General features: G+C 73.5%; 18 protein-coding genes and 1 tRNA gene. 11 read left to right on the forward strand and 8 right to left on the reverse strand.

Going from position 1 to position 18,053, the window contains the following annotated elements:
- Window positions 1-26: 26 nt before the first annotated feature.
- The gene (locus IR158_RS04930; RefSeq protein ID WP_291810284.1) at window positions 27-191 is read left to right on the forward strand and encodes a hypothetical protein; all 165 of its coding nucleotides are present in this window, start codon (window positions 27-29) and stop codon (window positions 189-191) included.
- A 138-nt stretch (window positions 192-329) separates the two neighbouring features.
- Window positions 330-671 carry a WhiB family transcriptional regulator gene (locus IR158_RS04935; RefSeq protein ID WP_291810286.1) on the forward strand — a complete coding sequence of 114 codons (342 nt, stop codon included), beginning with the start codon at window positions 330-332 and terminating at the stop codon, window positions 669-671.
- 23 nt (window positions 672-694) lie between these two features.
- Here IR158_RS04935 and IR158_RS04940 read toward each other — a convergent pair whose 3' ends face one another.
- Together IR158_RS04940 and IR158_RS04945 are read right to left on the reverse strand one after the other, a co-directional pair.
- Window positions 695-1,762 carry a ThiF family adenylyltransferase gene (locus IR158_RS04940; protein WP_291810289.1) on the reverse strand — a complete coding sequence of 356 codons (1,068 nt, stop codon included), beginning with the start codon at window positions 1,760-1,762 and terminating at the stop codon, window positions 695-697.
- Window positions 1,763-1,932: 170 nt separating this feature from the next.
- Window positions 1,933-2,091 carry a DUF5679 domain-containing protein gene (locus IR158_RS04945; protein WP_013117687.1) on the reverse strand — a complete coding sequence of 53 codons (159 nt, stop codon included), beginning with the start codon at window positions 2,089-2,091 and terminating at the stop codon, window positions 1,933-1,935.
- Between the two features lie 296 nt (window positions 2,092-2,387).
- Between IR158_RS04945 and IR158_RS04950 the strand changes: the two genes are divergently transcribed.
- Window positions 2,388-2,939 carry a M48 family metallopeptidase gene (locus tag IR158_RS04950; protein ID WP_291810581.1) on the forward strand — a complete coding sequence of 184 codons (552 nt, stop codon included), beginning with the start codon at window positions 2,388-2,390 and terminating at the stop codon, window positions 2,937-2,939.
- A gap of 31 nt (window positions 2,940-2,970) precedes the next feature.
- Here the strand turns inward: IR158_RS04950 and IR158_RS04955 are convergent, their stop codons facing one another.
- Entirely contained in the window at window positions 2,971-4,443 is a 1,473-nt protein-coding gene (locus tag IR158_RS04955; RefSeq protein ID WP_291810297.1) for a zinc-dependent metalloprotease, read from the reverse strand.
- A 123-nt stretch (window positions 4,444-4,566) separates the two neighbouring features.
- On the opposite strand from IR158_RS04955, the gene IR158_RS04960 reads away from it, so the two are divergent.
- Window positions 4,567-5,748, forward strand: coding sequence for a S16 family serine protease (locus IR158_RS04960; RefSeq protein WP_291810301.1), 1,182 nt, complete (start codon window positions 4,567-4,569; stop codon window positions 5,746-5,748).
- Between the two features lie 9 nt (window positions 5,749-5,757).
- Here IR158_RS04960 and IR158_RS04965 read toward each other — a convergent pair whose 3' ends face one another.
- Entirely contained in the window at window positions 5,758-6,342 is a 585-nt protein-coding gene (locus IR158_RS04965; protein ID WP_291810303.1) for a PPA1309 family protein, read from the reverse strand.
- 110 nt (window positions 6,343-6,452) lie between these two features.
- Here IR158_RS04965 and IR158_RS04970 point away from each other — a divergent pair, with 110 nt between their 5' ends.
- The 4 genes from IR158_RS04970 (at window position 6,453) to IR158_RS04985 (ending at window position 12,223) form a co-directional block, all read left to right on the forward strand.
- Window positions 6,453-9,452, forward strand: a complete 3,000-nt coding sequence (locus tag IR158_RS04970) for a UPF0182 family protein (RefSeq protein ID WP_291810306.1) — start codon at window positions 6,453-6,455, stop codon at window positions 9,450-9,452.
- A 126-nt stretch (window positions 9,453-9,578) separates the two neighbouring features.
- Window positions 9,579-10,571: a DMT family transporter gene (locus IR158_RS04975; RefSeq protein WP_291810309.1), complete on the forward strand. Its 993-nt coding sequence runs from the start codon at window positions 9,579-9,581 to the stop codon at window positions 10,569-10,571.
- 19 nt (window positions 10,572-10,590) lie between these two features.
- Window positions 10,591-10,664: transfer RNA gene (locus tag IR158_RS04980), tRNA-Met, on the forward strand.
- Window positions 10,665-10,816: 152 nt separating this feature from the next.
- On the forward strand, window positions 10,817-12,223 hold the full coding sequence (locus IR158_RS04985) for a hypothetical protein (RefSeq protein WP_291810312.1): 1,407 nt from the start codon (window positions 10,817-10,819) through the stop codon (window positions 12,221-12,223).
- Between the two features lie 53 nt (window positions 12,224-12,276).
- On the opposite strand, the gene IR158_RS04990 is transcribed toward IR158_RS04985, so the two are convergent.
- The 3 genes from IR158_RS04990 to IR158_RS05000 form a co-directional block, all read right to left on the reverse strand.
- Entirely contained in the window at window positions 12,277-12,621 is a 345-nt protein-coding gene (locus IR158_RS04990) for a hypothetical protein (protein ID WP_291810314.1), read from the reverse strand.
- Between the two features lie 144 nt (window positions 12,622-12,765).
- Window positions 12,766-13,197: an SRPBCC family protein gene (locus IR158_RS04995; protein WP_291810316.1), complete on the reverse strand. Its 432-nt coding sequence runs from the start codon at window positions 13,195-13,197 to the stop codon at window positions 12,766-12,768.
- A gap of 31 nt (window positions 13,198-13,228) precedes the next feature.
- Window positions 13,229-13,570, reverse strand: a complete 342-nt coding sequence (locus tag IR158_RS05000) for a DUF2200 domain-containing protein (RefSeq protein ID WP_227575906.1) — start codon at window positions 13,568-13,570, stop codon at window positions 13,229-13,231.
- A gap of 201 nt (window positions 13,571-13,771) precedes the next feature.
- Here IR158_RS05000 and IR158_RS05005 point away from each other — a divergent pair, with 201 nt between their 5' ends.
- The 3 genes from IR158_RS05005 to chrA are packed head-to-tail and all read left to right on the forward strand — an operon-like array spanning window position 13,772 to window position 16,174.
- Complete coding sequence (locus IR158_RS05005; protein ID WP_291810321.1) at window positions 13,772-14,311, forward strand: Chromate resistance protein ChrB; 540 nt, start codon at window positions 13,772-13,774, stop codon at window positions 14,309-14,311.
- The gene (locus IR158_RS05010; protein WP_291810323.1) at window positions 14,308-14,739 is read left to right on the forward strand and encodes a chromate resistance protein ChrB domain-containing protein; all 432 of its coding nucleotides are present in this window, start codon (window positions 14,308-14,310) and stop codon (window positions 14,737-14,739) included. The genes IR158_RS05005 and IR158_RS05010 overlap by 4 nt, the downstream gene beginning before the upstream one ends.
- 37 nt (window positions 14,740-14,776) lie before the next feature.
- On the forward strand, window positions 14,777-16,174 hold the full coding sequence (gene chrA, locus IR158_RS05015) for a chromate efflux transporter (protein WP_291810325.1): 1,398 nt from the start codon (window positions 14,777-14,779) through the stop codon (window positions 16,172-16,174).
- Window positions 16,175-16,355: 181 nt separating this feature from the next.
- On the opposite strand, the gene IR158_RS05020 is transcribed toward chrA, so the two are convergent.
- Complete coding sequence (locus tag IR158_RS05020; RefSeq protein ID WP_291810327.1) at window positions 16,356-18,035, reverse strand: ribonuclease J; 1,680 nt, start codon at window positions 18,033-18,035, stop codon at window positions 16,356-16,358.
- Window positions 18,036-18,053: the final 18 nt, after the last annotated feature.

Consider the following 18,053-nt stretch of genomic DNA (forward strand, 5'->3'; position numbering starts at 1 on the left):
CGTCCCTGGAGAGGAGGTGCTGAACCGTGGAGAGCAACTCGATCGTGAAGTCGTCGTGGCGTCATGAGTACATGTGCGCCCTCGCACCCGCCGGCGGCACCTTCCAGGGGACCGCTGTGCCCATGTCCGGGCTCAAGCGGCGCCCGCGTCCCGTGACGTTCGGCATCGATCTCGGTCACAGGACTCCGTAGCACCAGCCTCATCACGCAGGCAGGCCGCGGAGTCCGAACTCGGATCCGCGGCCTCTCTCATTTCTCCGGTGTCCACCGGGGGCGAGCGGCCCGATCCGGCATCACAGCTCACCCTCGCAAGGACACCAGGAGGACATCGTGCGGCTCACGACGCTGCTCGACAACGTGAACCAGGGCGGATCCGGCGCCTGGCCCACCAGCAGCACCGCCACGACGAACGACCAGTTCGACCGGATGGTCGCGGACCTCATCCCGTGCCGGTCCCACGACGCCGAGCTGTGGTTCGCCGAGCGCCAGGCCGACGTGGAGCGGGCCAAGGCCCTGTGCCGCGAGTGCCCGATCATCGACGGCTGCCTCGCCGGCGCCGTCGAGCGGGCCGAGCCGTGGGGTGTCTGGGGAGGTCAGGTCTTCGTCGGAGGTGCGGTCGTCGCGACCAAGCGTGGCCGTGGCCGGCCGCGGAAGGACGCGACCGCCGCCTGACGCGTCGGCCGGGTCGCGCGAGGTCACCCCTCGCGCGGCCCGGACCCCGTCGTCCTGGGCGGCACGCGGCAGCCGCACGCGGGGTGGGCGGACCAGCGCCGCTGCCGTGCGGCGAGACCTGGTAGTGCGATCTCGACGGTGGTCCCGCACAGCGACGGTGTCGTCTTGGCGAGGAACGCCAGCACCTGGGCCGCCGCGAGCGCGGCGCACGCGCCTGCGAGCACGCCCACCTCGCCGGGCGCGGTCGCGCCGCGTCCGGCGCGGCGCGTCAGCGCGCCCAGCACCGTCGGCCAGGCCGGGTCGGCGTCGGTGCGGTGCAGGTCCAGGCAGCGCAGGCACGGATCGGTGCCGGGACGCACGAAGGGACCGACGAGCGCGTCGGCCGCGCGCACGACGACCGACAGGTGCGGGACGTCGTCGCCCATCAGCCGCACGGCGCGCAGCGGGTCCGCAGCCTCGCGCTCCACGACGACGACCACGTGCGGGGTGTCGTCGGTGTCCGTCTGCACGCCCGGGGCCGCCTCGCGCAGCAACCGCCGCGCGGCCACCGCGCGTGCGGTCCCGACGTCCGCCCAGCGGTGCGTCCCGGCGGCGACGTCGGGGGAGCGCACGGGGGCGTCGTCGTCGAGCAGCAGGGTGCCGACGCCGGCGACCGCCAGCTGGCGGGCGACGCCCAGGCCGGTCGGCCCGACTCCGACGACCCCCACCACGGCGTCCGCCCGGTCGGCGACCACGGCGTCGCCCGTCGCGTCCGCCCGCAGCAGCGACCACGCGGCGGCGTCGGCCGCGGTCGGGCCGTGGACCGCCGTCGCACCCCCGGGGCGGGGCCGCGTCAGCCCTGCCCGGCGCAGGTCGTCGACCGTCGTGGCTACCGCCGTCGCGTCCAGGCCTGCAGCACGCGCCCGAGCCGGCAGCAGCGTGAGGTCCGTCGCGTCGTCGACCTGCGCCCACAGGGCCACCTCCGCCGGTGCGAGGCCGACGAGGCGCACCGCCCAGCGCGGGTCGGTGCCCACCTGCACCTCGTCGTCCGCACGCGGCAGGACGAGCAGACCGGGTCGCAGCAGCACGGGCTCGCGGGTCGGTGCGGTCATCGCGCCACGATGACATCGCGCCGCGGGTGGCGTCGGGCGTCGTCCACAGGCCCCCGCGCCTGCCATCGGGGCCACCGTGGGCGCCCCGGACGCGCCGAGGGCACCGTCGCGTGCGACGGTGCCCTCGTGGAACATCGTGGTCGGCCCGCGGAACGGGCCGGACCCGAGTCTCAGGCCTTGCCGAGGATCCGGTTGAGCTTGGTGCCGCAGACCGGGCAGACGGCCTTGGCCATCCGTCGACCGGACTCCGAGACGACGACCTCGCCCTCCGTCTCCCGCTTCTCCTTGCACTTGACGCAGTAGAACTCGCCTGCCCAGGTGTCGGCCATGTGGTCCCTCCTCGTGCTCCTCACCGGGCGGTGGCATCGCGCCCGGGGCAGGGACCATGACGGCCTCCGTGCGGTCACACAGTAGTGCGCGCTCCGCCTGCGCATCGGCTCCGCCGCCCCGCGTCGTGCTGCTCGAGCGGGTGAAGCGGGGTGTCCTGCGCGCAGCCGAACGGTCGGCGCGCTAGCGTGCGAAGGTGCCGACTTCGCACGAGGCGACGCCGCGCGGTCCTGCACGCCCGGACGAATCGGCCCTGCGGGCGCTGCCGCGCGACGACACGGGGGGCGCCGACGCCGTCGTGGAGGTGCGGCGCTCGCGGCGCCGTGCCCGCACCGTCAGCGCGTGGCGTGAGGGCCAACGGACGATCGTGGCGATCCCCGCGCGGTTCACCCGGGCGCAGGAGCGCGAGTGGGTGGGACGCATGGTCGAGCGGCTGGCCGCGCAGGAGCGTCGTCGCCGTCCGTCCGACACGCAGCTCGTCGCGCGCGCCACCGAGCTGTCCCGCAGGTACCTCGGCGGGAGGGCCGTGCCGACGAGTGTGCGGTGGTCGTCCAACCAGGGGCGGCGCTGGGGCTCGTGCACTCCCGCGGAGGGGACGATCCGCATCTCCGACCGTGTGCAGGGCATGCCGCGGTGGGTGCTCGACTACGTGCTGCTGCACGAGCTCACGCACCTGCTCCAACCCGGGCACGGCGAGGCCTTCTGGGCCGAGATGGCCACCTACCCGCACACGCAGCGCGCCCGGGGCTTCCTCGAGGGGTACGCGTTCGCGCGTGACGGCACCGAGGACGGCGACCTGCCCGACGAGCCCGCCGTGGACGACGTGGAGCCGGCCGACCCGGAGGACTGAGCCGTTGCCGTCGCCCCGGCCGGTCGGGTGGTCAGCCCGTCGGTGCCCCCGAGGTGCCCTCGTCGTCGGTCGTGTCGTCGGTCGTCCCCGTGGTGCCGGTCGCACCGTCGGCCGCCCCGGCACCGTCCAGGATCTGTGCCAGTGCGCGGTCCAGGTCTGCGGACTCGTCGACCTGCGCCTGGCGCCGCGCGTCGAAGCCGGCGGGGTCGTCCAGGTCCTCGGGCGTGGGTACGAGGTCCGGGTGCGCCCACACGGCGTCGCGCCCGGCGACGTCACGCGTGCTCGTCAGGTGCGCCCAGACGGTCGCGGCGTCGCGCAGCCGGCGGGGGCGCAGCTCGAGTCCGACGAGGCTGGCGAAGGTCTGCTCGGCGGGACCGCCCGCGGCGCGGCGCCGGCGCACCATCTCGCGCAGGGGCGCGGCGTGGGGGAGGTGAGGCGCCGCGGCCGTCGTCGCGACCTCGTCGACCCACCCCTCGACCAACGCGAGCGCGTGCTCCAGCCGCGCGAGCGCCGCCTGCTGCGCGGGCGTCGTCTGCGGGGCGAACACCCCGCCGGAGAGCGCCTCCTGCAGTGCGGCAGGATCCGTCGGGTCGATCGCCGAGACGGCCTCCTCGAGGTGCTCCACGTCGATCGCGATGCCGCGGGCGTACTCCGCGACCGCGTCGAGCAGGTGGGCGCGCAGCCACGGCACGTGGGCGAACAGCCGGCTGGCGGCCGCCTCCCGCAGCGCGAGGTAGAGCCGTACCTCCTCGAGGGGGGCGTCGAGCCCCTCGGCGAACGCGTCGACGTTGGCGGCGACGAGCGCCGGCACCGGCCGCTCGAGCAGCGGCAGACCGATGTCGGTGGTGCCGAAGACCTCGCGTGCGAGCGTGCCCGCGGCCTGCCCGACCTGCAGCCCGAACACCGCGGAGCCCAGGCCGCGCAGGAGCTGCGCCGGGTCGCCCCCGAGGCCGCCTGCGGGTGACCCGCCGGGGAACGCGCCACCGATCTCGCCCATCGCCGGCCCGAGCGCGTCGGCCAACGCCGTCGCGAGCGACGACGCGACCGGCTCCGTGAGCGTGCGCCACGTCGGCAGGGTCGCCTCCACCCACTCGGCGCGGCTCCAGGCGTGCGAGGTGCCGACCGCCGGCGGGAGATCGGTCGCCGCGTCGAGCCACAGCTCGGCCACGGACAACGCGTCGCGGACCTCCTTGACGCGCCCCGGTGACAGGGCGGGGTCGCCGCCCACGGCAGCCTGCTGGCGGGCCAGGTCGTGGGCCATCTGCCAGTTGACCGTCTCGTCCCCGGAGCTCGCGAGCATCTGCTGCACCTGGGCGAGTGCCTGCTGCAGCGCGACCGGGTCCGCGGGCAGGCCCGACGCGGCGGCCATCGCCGCGGGGTCGACGCCCATCTCGCGCATCTCGCGGATCGCGTCGTCGGCTGCGGGGCCGAGCATGGCGCGGAGCATCTGCTCCCACTGCGGGCTTCCGCCGGGACCGTCGGTGGGCGGGACGTCGGGAGTCATGCGGGCCTCCTGGGTGGCCGGGGGGCTCCACGGTAACCAGGTCCGGACGCGGTCCGACGGACGGGCGGCCCCGGTTCGCTCACGGCGCACAGGGGTGTGCGTGGTCGCCCGCGCCGGTGAGGGATGATCGTTCGCGTGCTCGACGAGATCCCGGCGGACGACAGCGCCGACGACCCGCGCCCGCGCGACCCCGAGGAGCACCACCCCGAGGAGCGCGACGACGAGGGCACGGCCGACGGCTCACCCGTGCCGCGCCCGACGCCGCGTGCGGTCGTCCAGTCGTTCGGCATGCTCGCCGCGTCCGTGCTCGTCGGCGTGCTGGCCGTCATGCCCGCGCCGTACGCCGTCAACGGTCCCGGTCCCACGGCGGACGTGCTGGGCGAGGTCGACGGCGACCCGCTCATCGAGGTCGAGGGCGCGCCCACGTACCCGTCGAGCGGCGAGCTGCGCCTGACCACGATCTCCGGGGTCGGCGGTCCCGGCTACCCGGCGTACCTGCTCAACGTGCTGCGTGGCTGGCTGTCCCCGTCGTCGGTCGTCCGTCCTGCGGAGGACGTCTACCCCCAGGGCGTCTCGCGCGAGGAGATCGACGAGTCGAACGCCGGGCTCATGGTCTCGTCGCAGGAGAACGCGACGGTCGCGGCGCTGACGGAGCTCGGTTACGACGTCCCGGCGACCCTGGTCGTGGCCGGGACGGTCGAGGGCACGGACGCCGAGGGCAAGCTGGAGGAGGGGGACGTGCTCACGGCGATCGACGGCGTCCCGCTGCCGGACTACCAGTCGCTGGTGTCGCGCCTGGCGGAGGTCGAGCCGGGTGACACGGTGACGTTGTCGGTCACGCGCCACTCGCGCAGCCTGGACGTGCCCGTCGTGACGGGCGAGCGCGAGGGGGGCGGTGCGCAGATCGGTGTCTTCGTCGACCCGTCCTTCGACATGCCCGTCGACGTGAGCATCAACATCGAGGGCATCGGCGGACCCAGCGCCGGGACGATGTTCGCGCTCGGTCTCGTCGACCTGCTGACGCCGCAGGACGAGGCGGCGGGGCAGGTCATCGCGGGCACGGGGACGATCGACGTGACGGGCGCCGTCGGGCCGATCGGCGGGATCCGCCAGAAGCTCGCGGGCGCCGCGCGCGACGGGGCGGCGTGGTTCCTCGCGCCTGAGGACAACTGCGACGAGGTCGTCGGGCACGTCCCGGACGGTCTGCGGGTCGTCAAGGTCGGGACGCTGAGCGAGGCGCGCGAGGCGATGGTCGCGATCGGCGCGGGTGAGGGCCAGAGCCTGCCCACCTGCACGGCCGACTGACGCGGCCGGTCACTCCAGGGTCGCGCGCACCGCGTCGACGAGCCCCGGCACGAGGTCCGGGCCCAGGCCGACGGCGTCGTCGCTGTCGTTCGCGCGGGTGCGGACTGCACACCACGACGGGCCGTCGCGCAGAACGGCCACGGCGAGCCGCACGTCCTGGCGCTGCGGGTGCGCCAGCAGCGCCGCGAGCGCTGCCTCGGGGTCGTCCGGCAGGTCGTCCTCCGCGCCCGGCGGCAGGACGACGCGCTCGACGGTGACCGCGGCGCCGTCCACCGTGGGCGGCCACGTCAGGGCTCCGAGCAGCGCCTCGAGGTCGTCGGCGGACGGCAGGCCCTCCTGCTCCACGGACGTCAGGTGCTGGTCGTCGGCGAGCGCGGCCGCCAGGACCTCGGGCGCGAGCTGGTCGGCGAGGCCCGGCTCGGCGGCCAGTGCCGCCTGCGTGCGCACCAGGGCGAACACCCGGACGGGTGCGTCCCAGCCGGCGGCGGCGACGTGGTGCTCGACCTCGCGGACGGCGTCGGCCAGGGCGCGGCGCGCGCGTGCCTCCGGCGTGCGGTCGTCGGGGAGCGGGGGCGGGGTGGGAGTCGTGCTCACGGGCCCCATCGTCCCACCCGTGTGGGAACCTGGGACCCGTCGCGCCCGTTCGTCAGCACGAGGGCGCACGTCGCGCCCGCCGCCAGCCGAAACTCGAGGACCGCAACGCCGTGACCTTCGCCTCCCCGCCCCGCCCTCGACCCGTCGCGCCGCGCCGCCGCGGCCCTCTGGTCCCGACGCTGATCACGTTGGCCGTGCTCGTGGTCCTGCTGCTCGTCCTCGCGCAGGTCTGGACCGAGGTGCTGTGGTTCTCCCAGCTCGGGTTCACCGAGGTCCTGCGCACCGAGTGGGTCACGCGCGGCCTGCTGTTCGTCCTCGGGTTCGCCGTCATGGCCGCGAGCGTCGGGTTCTCGCTCAGCTACGGCTACCGTGCCCGCCCGGTGTACGCGCCGTCGACGCCGGAGCAGGCCAACCTCGACCAGTACCGCGAGGCCATCGAGCCGCTGCGCCGCCTCGTGCTCGTGGTCGCGCCGGTCGTCCTCGGGCTGTTCGCGGGCGGCGCCGCGTCCCAGCAGTGGAGCACCGTGCAGCTGTGGCTGAACGGCGAGTCGGTCGGCGTGAAGGACCCCCAGTGGGGCGTCGACCTCGGCTTCTACCTCTTCACGCTGCCGGGCCTGCGCTTCGTGGTGTCCTTCCTGATGGCGGTGCTGGTGCTGTCGACCGTGGCCGCGGTGGCCACGCACTACCTCTACGGGGGGCTGCGGATCGGGGGCGGGGCCGGCGGGCCGCGCACCACGCGCGCGGCACGCGTGCACCTGTCCGTGCTGGGCGCGCTGGTGCTGCTGCTGGTCGCGGCCAGCTACTGGCTCGACCGGTACTCGATCCTCACCAAGCAGCAGACCGGTGAGCAGCGGTGGCAGGGCGCCGGCTTCACCGACGTGCACGCCGTGATCCCGTCGAAGGCGATCCTCGCCGTGGCGGCCGTCGTCGTGGCCGGCGCGTTCATCGCGACCGCGTTCAGCGGCAACTGGCGCCTGCCGGCGATCGGCGTGGGCCTCATGGTCGTCGCCGCCATCGTCGTCGGCGGCGTGTACCCCGCGATCGTGCAGCGCTTCCAGGTGCAGCCGAACCAGCAGGACGCGGAGTCGGAGTACATCCAGCGCAACATCGACGCGACACTCGCGGCGTACGGCCTGGACGACGTGGAGTTCAGCGACTACGACGCGAACGTCACCGCCGAGCCGGGCGCGTTGCGTGAGAACGCCGAGACGACCGCGTCGATCCGGCTCCTCGACCCGAACATCGTCTCGCCCTCGTTCAAGCAGCTGCAGCAGATCCGCGGCTTCTACGACTTCCCGGACTCGCTGTCCGTCGACCGGTACACGATCGACGGCGAGAGCCGCGACACGGTCATCGCGGTCCGCGAGCTCGACCTCAACGGTCTGAACGCCGGGCAGCGCAACTGGACCAACGACACCACGGTGTACACCCACGGCTTCGGCGTCGTCGCCGCGTACGGCAACACGCGCGGCGCACGCGGTGCGCCGGCCTTCTGGGAGGGCGGCATCCCCTCGACGGGGCAGCTGGGTGAGTACGAGCCGCGGATCTACTTCGGGCAGTCGTCCCCGGAGTACTCGATCGTGGGCGGGCCCGCGGGCACGGACGGCTGGGAGTTCGACTACCCGGACGACGAGACGGGCACCGGCTCCGTGCCGTTCCGCTTCCCGACCGAGGAGGACTCGGCCGGTCCGAGCGTCGGCGGGCTGTGGAACAAGGTCCTGTACGCCCTGAAGTTCGGCGACGAGCAGATCCTGTTCTCCGAGCGCGTGAACGACGACTCGCAGATCCTGTACGACCGCAACCCCCGCGACCGTGTCGCGAAGGTCGCGCCGTACCTCGACCTCGACGGGCGGGTGTACCCGGCGGTGGTCGACGGCCGTGTGAAGTGGATCATCGACGGCTACACGACGTCCGACCAGTACCCCTACGCCGCCGTCCGCTCCCTCGAGGACGCGACGACGGACTCGCTCACCGAGCGCAGCAGCACCGTGCAGGCGCTGCTGCCCAAGCAGGTCAACTACATCCGCAACTCCGTGAAGGCCACGGTGGACGCGTACGACGGGTCGGTCGACCTCTACGCGTGGGACACCGAGGACCCGATCCTGCAGGCGTGGACGAAGGTCTTCCCGACGTCCCTGCAGCCCATGTCCGACATCTCGGGTGACCTCATGAGCCACATCCGGTACCCGGAGGACCTGTTCAAGGTCCAGCGGGCCCTGCTGGGGCAGTACCACGTCACCAACGCCGCGGGCTTCTTCTCCGGGAACGACTTCTGGCAGAACCCGGCCGACCCGACGGCGACGAACTCCGACGTGCCGCAGCCGCCGTACTACCTGACGCTGCAGATGCCGGGGGAGGACCAGGCGACGTTCTCGCTGATGTCCACCTTCATCCCCGGCGGTGGCAACGCCCGCAACGTCCTGACCGGATACCTCGCGGTGGACGCCGAGGCGGGGAACACCCCGGGCAAGGTCTCCGAGTCGTACGGGAAGATGCGACTCCTCGAGCTGCCGCGTGACTCCACGGTGCCCGGACCGGGCCAGGCCAGCGCCAACTTCACGGCCGACCCGCGGGTGTCGAACGAGTTGAACATCCTGCAGCGCGGTGACTCGACCGTGCGGCGCGGCAACCTGCTCACGCTCCCCGTGGGCGGCGGGCTGCTCTACGTGCAGCCCGTGTACGTGCAGGCGGCCAGCGGCACCACGTTCCCGCTCCTGCAGCGCGTGCTCGTGTCGTTCGGTGACGAGATCGGGTTCGCCGAGACGCTGGACGGTGCGCTCGACCAGGTGTTCGGCGGTGACTCGGGTGCGGACGCCGGCGACGCCGGAGCGGAACCGGTGCCCAGCCCGGGCGCCGAGGAACCCGGTGACGAGCCGACCGACGCGCCGACCACTGCCCCGACGGACGAGGCGACGCCGGATCCGGCCGCATCGGCCGACCCCGACGCGCGGGCGGCGCTCGACGCGGCGCTGCAGCGTGCGCAGCAGGCCATCACCGAGGGTCAGGCGGCGCTCGCCGAGCGCGACTTCGCCGCGTACGGCGAGGCGCAGGACCGCCTCGACCAGGCGATCGCCGACGCGATCGCCGCGGAGGAGCGGCTCGCGGGCTGACCCACCCTCGTCGCCCGCCACCGGCCCCTCACGGGTGCTGGTGGCGGGCGTCGTCGTACCCGGCGTCGTCCCTGGCGACGACAACTCGTTTGTCGCGTGTCAGTGCCGTAGGGGACCCTCAGGGATGTGACCGCCGACAACCGCGTCGTCGCCCAGTACCTGGCCGCTGCCCTGGTGTGGGGCTCGAGCTTCCTGTTCATGAAGGTGGGTCTCGAGGGCCTCTCACCCGCGCAGGTCGCGCTGTCGCGCCTGCTGCTGGGGGCGGTGACCCTCGTCGTCGTCATGACCGTGGCACGCCGCGCGTGGCCGCGGGACGCCCGCACGTGGGGGCACCTCACGGTGCTCGGCGTGCTGCTCTGCATGGTCCCGTACCTGCTGTTCGCCTGGGCGGGCCAGCACCTCGCGTCGGGGCTGTCGAGCATCTTCAACGCGACGACGCCCCTCATGACGGCCGCGGCCGTCGCGGTGCTGCTGCCCGTCGAGCGGCTCACGGCCGTGCAGCGCGTCGGCCTGGCGGTGGGTGCGGTCGGCGTGGTGGTGGTCGTGGGGCCGTGGGCGTACCTGGCGGACGTCACCGCGGCCGCGCCCCTGCCCGCGGTGCTCGCGTGCCTGGGCGCGACCGCCTGCTACGGGCTGGGCACGACGTACCAGCGGCGCTTCGTCGTGCCGCTGCGGCTGCCGCCCGAGACGGTGGCGGCCGGCCAGGTCGGCGCCGGTGCGCTGCTGCTGACGCTCGCCGCTCCGCTGGTCGCGACCGGCCCCGTGCACCTGTCGTGGCCCGTGGTGCTCTCCATGCTCGGGCTCGGGGCGTTCGGGACGGGTCTGGCGTACGTGTGGATGGCGCGGATCATCGACGCCTGGGGTCCGCAGCGGGCCTCGACCGTCACGTACCTGACGCCGCTGGTCGGGGTGCTGCTCGGGATCCTCGTGCTGGGGGAGCAGCTGCACTGGTACGAGCCGGTCGGCGGCCTGGTCGTGGTCCTGGGGGTCGTCGTCGCGCAGCGCGGCGGACGCCGTCACGCGCCCTCCCCGGCCGACCCGCCGGCCCTTCCCGCAGCCGCCGTGACGACCGTCACGACACCTGACGAAGGATCCGATTTGGACGCTCGGCCGACCTGACGTACTGTTGAACCACCGACGCGGGGTGGAGCAGCTCGGTAGCTCGCTGGGCTCATAACCCAGAGGTCGCAGGTTCAAATCCTGCCCCCGCTACAAATGACGAAGGCCCGGACCTGATGGTCCGGGCCTTCGTCATTGATTCACGCCGTGGCGCCACGCCGGGGCGTCGGTGCTTCCCGGTACCGTTCGCCTCACGCCCACGCTCGAGCGGGGGAGGCAGGACGACGCAGGCCGGAGGAGCAGTCGTGGGCGCCGAGATCGAGCTCGTGAGTGACGGAGAAGGTCTGGCGATCGTCGGCGCTGCGACGGACGTCGATCGCTTCCTCCTGGCGTCCGGCCTCGACAAGGTGCCGTCGAAGGGCCTCGACCTTCATCGCATCTGGTCGCTCTCGAGCACTGCCGGTGCTGCGGCGGGAGTTGCCGCGGACATCGCGATGAACTCCGGGCGGTGGGTGAAGCTGACTGCCGAGTCCGCCGAGGCCGTCCGCAAGTTCGGCCTGATGCCGACGAAGACGGCGGGCGTGAGTCACGCGATGATCGGCAACCCCGGTGACGTCAAGCAGTGGCTCCAGGTCGCGCAGGCGCCGACGGCGCTGCTCAGCGGTCCGTTCGCGCTGACCGCGTTGTCCACGATGATGCAGCAGCGCGCCATGCAACAGCAGATGGACGAGATCGTCGACTACCTGCGGGAGATCACCGAGAAGGTCGACGACATCCTCCGGAACCAGCAGGACGCCGTGCTCGCGGACGTGATCGGCGTGGACCTGGTCATCGAGGACGCCCTCACCGTCCGCGACCAGGTGGGACACGTCTCGGAGGTGACGTGGTCCAAGGTGCAGGGCGCCGCGCTGCCGATCGCCCGGACCCAGGGCTACGCGATTCGCCAGCTCGACGGCATCGCCGAGAGGCTGGCGAGGAACGCGGACCCCGGCAAGATCGCCAGGGCGACGCAGGAGTCTGAACCGAGAGTCGCTGAGTGGCTCGCCGTCATCGCCCGCACCTTCCAGCTCCAGGAGGGTCTGGCCGTGCTCGAGCTCGACCGCGTGCGCGACGCCTCGCCCGAGCTCCTCGACGCCCACCGCGTGGGGCTGACCGCTGCGCGTCGTCACCGCCGCGACGTCATCGCTCGAAGCACGTCGGCGTTGCTCGCGCGGATGGACGCCACGGTCCGGGCGGCGAACTCGAAGGTGCTGTTCAACCCCATCGACTCTCCGGCAGCCGTACTCTCGAGCAATCGCGTCACCAGTGGGGTCCTCGACTTCCACCGACGTCTCGGGATCGAGTCCGGCCACGAGGTCGGCGACGCCAAGCGGTGGGGCCGGGCCGCCGGTGAGGTGGTCGACGAGATGAGGGCCACGGGTGGCAGAGGTGCTGCGGCCGTCCGGCGCGCCGGCGAAGACGCGTTGGGCCTCGTGACGGAGACGGTGCGTTCGGTCGACCTCGACGCCGCGCCGGACCTGGCCCGCGCCGCCGGCAGGCGAGCCCGGACAGGGGTGGCCGGCGCGACAGGCAGGCTGACGGGAGCGCTCGGCGGCCCGTTCCGGCAGAAGGGCGGCGCTGCGTCCGGCACAGGTGCCGGGTCCGCTCCGGATGAACGCGCGGGGGCGGGGTCTCCGGACGCGGATGACTCCCTCGAGGTGCCGGGCGTCTGACGTCCGGGTGCCGTCACGAGCGGTCCGGTACGGCGGGGCGCCCCGTCATGGGCTCAGCGCAGCGGCCGGATGTCCAGGCGTGCGATGCGGCCGTCCTGCGGCAGGAACTTCAGCTCGAACCGGATCGGTCCACGCACGCCGCCGGGGAACTCGCCGTCGCCGTCCGCGACCAGCACGGGGGCGGCGCCGCCCGTGAAGTCGACGGGCTGGAGGGTGATGCGTGAGCCCACGACGTCGTCGGCGATCCACGTGGCGATCGCGGCGGGGTCGGTGAACTCCACACCGTTGTCGGTCACGACGGCGCCGGGCAGGAAGAGGGCCACGAGGCCCGCGGCGTCCGCGGCGTTGGTGGCGGCGACGAAGGCCGCGACGGTCGGGTCGCTCACGGTGGTGGACATGCGGGGCCTCCAGCGGGGCGGTGGGGTGAGCGACCACCGTGCCGCACCGCGCGCCGCAGCACCAGGGCGCGCGGGCCCGCAGGCCGGGGGTCGGCCTCCGGGCCGTCGACATCGCGGGGTGGTCCGACCGTCGCGGCCAGGCGATCAGGAGGGCGCCGGGCGCCCCTCGCACCAGGCCTTCAGGCCGCCGGCCTCCTCGGCGAGGTAGCGATCGGTCAGCCCGCGGTAGAGGCGCGCCATCACCGGCCCCAGCGGGCCGGACTGCGTCACGGACAGCCGCACGCGTGCTCCGTCGCCGAGCGGCTCGACGTCGTGCCGGGCGGTCGTCCGCACGCCCGGCGCGCTCGCGACCCACGTGAACGAGCGTCCCGGCGTGACCTCGGTGACGACGTACCGCGACTCCGGGAGGCGCGGTTGGCGGACCGTCGCCCGGCTGCCGATCCGCAGCGGCCCGTCGTCGCTCCGGTGCACCGTCGTGACGCTGGGAGTCCACGCCGGCCAGCGCTCCACGTCGCTCACCACCTGCCACACCCGCTCCGGCGGTGCCGCGACGTCGACGGTGACGCTCTGCTCCATGCACTCATCGTGGGGCCCGCGCCCCACCGCGTCACCCGCGCAGGATCTTCTCCATCGGTCGCCCCTTGGCCAGCTCGTCGACGAGCTTGTCGAGGTAGCGGATCTGCCGCATGAGCGGGTCCTCGACGTCCTGCACGCGCACGCCGCACACCGACCCGGTGATGAGCGTGGCGTTCGGGTTCAGGTGTGCGGCGGCGAAGAAGTCCGCGAAGGTCGTGCCCGCCTCGACGTGCTCGCGCAGCGTCGGCTCGTCGAAGCCGGTGAGCCACGTGACGACCTCGTCGACCTCGGCGCGCGTGCGGCCCTTCCTCTCCGCCTTGGCGACGTAGAGGGGGTACACGGCGCCGAATGCGGTGGTGAAGATGCGGCTCACGCGTCGAGCGTAGCCACCGGGGGTGCCGTGGCCGCGCGGCGGCGGCTCGGGCTCAGCGACAGGGTGGCCATGGCGAGCCACTGACGGCGGGTGATGGGGGTCTGCTCGGCCTGCTTCGACGATAAGTTGTCGACATCACGTTGACAAAATACCCGCAGAGGGGATCTTCTCCCAGCTGCGTAACCGTGGTTACATCGACCTGTGTCGCAGGATCATCCGCCGCCGCCCGCCGACGAGTGGGTCGTGCTCAGCCACCGACTACCGCGCGAGCCGTCCACCCCGCGCATCGCGGTGTGGCGGCGGCTCAAGAAGCTCGGAGTCGCGCAGGTCGCCGACGGCCTGGTCGCACTGCCCGCCGACGCGCGCACGCGCGAGCAGCTGGAGTGGGTCGCCGAGGAGGTCGTCGAGCACGGCGGCGACGCGAGCGTCTGGATGGCCCGGCCGACGGCGCACGCGCACGGGCGCCGGCTGGCCGCCGCCATGGCCGCCGCGCGCGCGCAGGAGTACGTCGCCCTGGCGGAGGCCGCCGTCGCTGCGCTCGACGCCGCCCCGACTGAGCGCCGCCGCACGCTCGAGCGGCTGCGGCGCGTGCGTCGCGAGATCGCGCGACGTGACTTCTTCCCCCCGCCGGAGCGTGAGCATGCGGCCCGGGCGCTGGACGACCTCGCGGAGGGTGTCGCCGACGACGAGGCGGTGGTCGCGACCGGTCGGGTCCGGACGGAGCGGGGGGCCGTGTCATGAGGTGGGCGACGCGCGCGGGCGTGCACATCGACCGTGCGGCGAGCGCGTGGCTCATCCGGCGGTTCGTCGACCCGGACGCACAGTTCGTCTTCGTCACCGACGCGGACCAAGTTCCGCCCGACGCGACGCCCTTCGACATGCGTGGCGTCGACCTCGGCCACCACGGCGGGGAGTGCACGTTCGAGACGATCGTGCGGCGCCACGACCTCGTCGACCCGGTCCTGGTGCGCATCGGGCAGATCGTCCACGAGGCCGACCTCGACGACGGCCGGTACGACGCGCCCGAGGCCGCCGGCCTCGACACGGTCCTCCGGGGCCTGTCGATGACCGGTGACGACGAGCGGACCCTCGCGCTCACCGGCCCGGTGTTCGACGGCCTGTACGAGTTCTTCCGCCGCGAGCTGCTGCTCAGCCGCGAACCCGCCTGACCCCAGCTCTCCTCGACGGACCGAGAGGCACGCCCTGATGAGCACCGACCCCACGCAGGCCACCAGCCCGCCCGGCACGACGAGCGGTGACCTGGTCCCCTTCCGGACCGCGGTCCGTGCCTGGTTCACGATCTCCCTGCAGACGTTCGGCGGCCCGGCGGGTCAGATCGCCGTCATGCAGCGCACGCTCGTCGACGAGAAGCGGTGGATCGGGCAGCGGCGGTTCCTGCACGCCCTGAACTACTGCATGCTCCTGCCCGGCCCCGAGGCGCACCAGCTCGCCGTGTACACCGGGTGGCTGCTCAACGGGTTCCGCGGCGGGCTCGTCGCCGGCACCCTGTTCGTCCTGCCGGGCGTCGTGGCGCTGCTGGTGCTGTCCGCGGTCTACGTGGCGTTCGGCGAGACCAGGGCCGTCACGGCGCTGTTCGCCGGGCTCGCGCCCGCCGTGCTGGCGATCGTCGTGCAGGCGGTGGTGCGCCTGGGGCGCCGGGCGCTCGCGGGCCCGGCCCTCGTGGCGCTGGCGGTCGCGTCCTTCGTCGCGCTGACCGTGCTCGGCGTGCCGTTCCCGCTGGTCATCGTCGCGGCGGGCCTCGTCGGTTGGGCGCTGCACCGCGTCGCGGCGCACCTGCTGACCGCTCGTGCGGGCCACGGGACGCAGGACGACGGGCCGCCGCCGCTCATCGCCGACGACGCGCTGCACGCCGCGGTCCCCTCGGGGCGGCGCACCGCCCTGACCCTCGTCGTCGGGATCACCGTGTGGCTGCTGCCGGTGCTCGCGGTCGTGCTGCTCACGGGCTCCGACAGCGTGCTGTCGCAGCAGGGCGTGTTCTTCTCCGGGACGGCGCTGGTCACGTTCGGCGGTGCGTACGCGGTGCTCGCGTACGTCGCGCAGCGCGCCGTCGAGACGTACGGCTGGCTGGCCCCGGGGGAGATGGTGCGCGGTCTCGCGCTCGCGGAGACCACGCCCGGACCGCTGATCATGGTCGTGCAGTTCGTCGCGTTCGTCGGCGCCTTCCGCGACCCGGGGGCGCTGGACCCGTGGCTCGCGGCGACGGTCGCGGCGCTGCTGACCACCTGGGTGACGTTCGTGCCCAGCTTCCTGTTCATCTTCCTCGGTGCGCCGTACGTCGAGCGGTTGCGCGGCAACGCACCGCTCGGCGCCGCGCTCACGGGCATCACCGCCGCGGTGGTCGGCGTCATCGCGAACCTCGCGGTGTACTTCGCGTTGCACACGCTGTTCGCGTCGAGCTCGCAGGTGTCGCTCGGCGGCCTGCGGCTCGAGGTGCCGGACCTGGCGTCCGTGCAGCCGGTGGCGGTCGTGATCGCGCTGGTCGCGGCCGTGCTCGTCTTCCGGCTGCGCTGGTCGGTGCTGCGCACGCTGGGGGTGTGCGCGGCCCTCGGGGCGTCGGCAGGGGTCCTCGGGCTCGTGGGCTGACTGTGAGGATGCGCGGCGCCGCGTCAGGTCAGCTGGAGCGTCGTGACGCAGGTCGGGCTGGCGTCCGTCGTGCTGAACGGCACGGCACCGCGCAGCCGGCGTGGCCCACCTCGATCGTGCGCCCGCCGTGACGTGAGGAAGGGCCCCGCGACGGTGTCGCGGAGCCCTTCCTCGCCTGGTGTCAGGCCTCGACGGTGACCGCGACGACCACGGGCTGCGGGCCGCCCCGGCGGCGCAGCACCCGCTCCGCCGCGCGGCGCACCACGGCGTCGAGGGCGTCGGGGTCCGTGAACGTGGAGGCGGGCGCCTGCGAGAGTGCCTGGCGGATCGCGCCGTCGACCGCCTCCTGGGAGGCCGTCGCGTGCGCGACACCCGTCGAGATGAGCTCGACCGGCTCGGCCAGCGTCGCAGCGTCGGAGTCGACCACTGCGACGACGGTCACCACACCGCCGTCACGCAGCTCGCGGCGCTGCGCGAGCAGCCGCTCGTCGGTGCGTCCGACGACCCCGTCCTCGACGAACACCTCGGCCGCAGCCACGCGGCCGACGATCGTCGCGCGGCCGTCGACCATGTCGATGACGTCGCCGTCACGCGCCACCACGACGTTCGCCGCGTCCATGCCGGTGCGCACGGCGAGGTCCGCGTTCGCGCGCAGGTGCTTCGACTCGCCGTGGATCGGCATGACGTTGCGCGGGCGCAGCGTGTTGTACAGGTACACCAGCTCACCCGCGCTCGCGTGCCCGGAGACGTGGACGCGGGCGTTGCCCTTGTGCACGACGCGCGCGCCGCGGTCCGTGAGGCTGTTGATGACGCGGTAGATCGCCGTCTCGTTGCCCGGGATCAGGGACGAGGCCAGCAGGACGGTGTCACCCTCGCCGACCTCGATCTGGTGCTCGCCGCGGGCCATGCGGGACAGCGCCGCGAGCGGCTCGCCCTGCGACCCGGTGCACACGTAGGTGACCTTGTGGTCGGGCATGCGCTCGAGCTGCTTGGTGTCCACGACGACCCCGTCGGGGATCGTCAGGTAGCCGAGGTCCTGCGCGATCTTCATGTTGCGCACCATCGACCGGCCGACGAAGCCGACCTTGCGGCCGTGCTCGACGGCGGCGTCGACGACCTGCTGGATCCGGTGCACGTGGCTGGCGAAGCTGGACACGACGACGCGGCGCGGCGTGTTGGCGAACACCTCGCCGATCGCGGGCGTCAGGTCGCGCTCGGAGATGGTGAACCCGGGCACCTCGGCGTTGGTGGAGTCGACGAGGAACATGTCGATGCCCTCGTCCGACAGCCGGGCCAGGTGGCGGACGTCGGTGAGACGCCCGTCGAGCGGGAACTGGTCCATCTTGAAGTCGCCCGTGTTCACCAGCATGCCGGCGGGCGTCCGGACGGCGACGGCGAGGCTGTCGGGGATCGAGTGGTTCACCGCGACGAACTCGAGGTCGAAGCCGCCGATCGTGAGCCGGTCACCGGCCGCGACCTCGACGGTCGCCGGAGTGATCTTGTGCTCCGTGAGCTTCGCGCCCAGGAACGCCAGGGTGAGCCGGGACCCCAGGACCGGGATGTCCCTGCGCTCCCGCAGGAGGTACGGCACGCCGCCGATGTGGTCCTCGTGCCCGTGCGTGAGCACGATGGCGTCGATGTCCTGCCAGCGGTCGGCCAGCGAGGTGAAGTCCGGCAGGATCACGTCGACCCCGGGGTGGTCCTCCTCGGGGAAGAGCACGCCGCAGTCGATGACGAGCAGCCGGCCGGCGTGCTCGAGGACGGTCATGTTCCGTCCGATCTCGCCCAGGCCGCCGAGCGGCGTGATGCGCAGTCCGCGCGGCGGCAGGGCGGGCAGCCGGTTCTGAGGTGTTCGCTTCATGGTTCTCCTCTACACAGC

The sequence above is a fragment of the Cellulomonas sp. genome (genome assembly GCF_015234515.1).
GTDB lineage: Bacteria > Actinomycetota > Actinomycetes > Actinomycetales > Cellulomonadaceae > Cellulomonas.

Bases quoted from the DNA above. Each gene is read 5' to 3' on its own strand.
- IR158_RS04960 (WP_291810301.1), top strand. From the start codon at position 4,567: ATGATCGTTCGCGTGCTCGACGAGATCCCGGCGGACGACAGCGCCGAC.
- IR158_RS04940 (WP_291810289.1), bottom strand. From the start codon at position 1,762: ATGACCGCACCGACCCGCGAGCCCGTGCTGCTGCGACCCGGTCTGCTC.
- IR158_RS04955 (WP_291810297.1), bottom strand. From the start codon at position 4,443: ATGACTCCCGACGTCCCGCCCACCGACGGTCCCGGCGGAAGCCCGCAG.
- IR158_RS05020 (WP_291810327.1), bottom strand. From the start codon at position 18,035: ATGAAGCGAACACCTCAGAACCGGCTGCCCGCCCTGCCGCCGCGCGGA.
- chrA (WP_291810325.1), top strand. From the start codon at position 14,777: ATGAGCACCGACCCCACGCAGGCCACCAGCCCGCCCGGCACGACGAGC.
- IR158_RS04995 (WP_291810316.1), bottom strand. From the start codon at position 13,197: ATGGAGCAGAGCGTCACCGTCGACGTCGCGGCACCGCCGGAGCGGGTG.
- IR158_RS04990 (WP_291810314.1), bottom strand. From the start codon at position 12,621: ATGTCCACCACCGTGAGCGACCCGACCGTCGCGGCCTTCGTCGCCGCC.
- IR158_RS04945 (WP_013117687.1), bottom strand. From the start codon at position 2,091: ATGGCCGACACCTGGGCAGGCGAGTTCTACTGCGTCAAGTGCAAGGAG.
- IR158_RS05010 (WP_291810323.1), top strand. From the start codon at position 14,308: ATGAGGTGGGCGACGCGCGCGGGCGTGCACATCGACCGTGCGGCGAGC.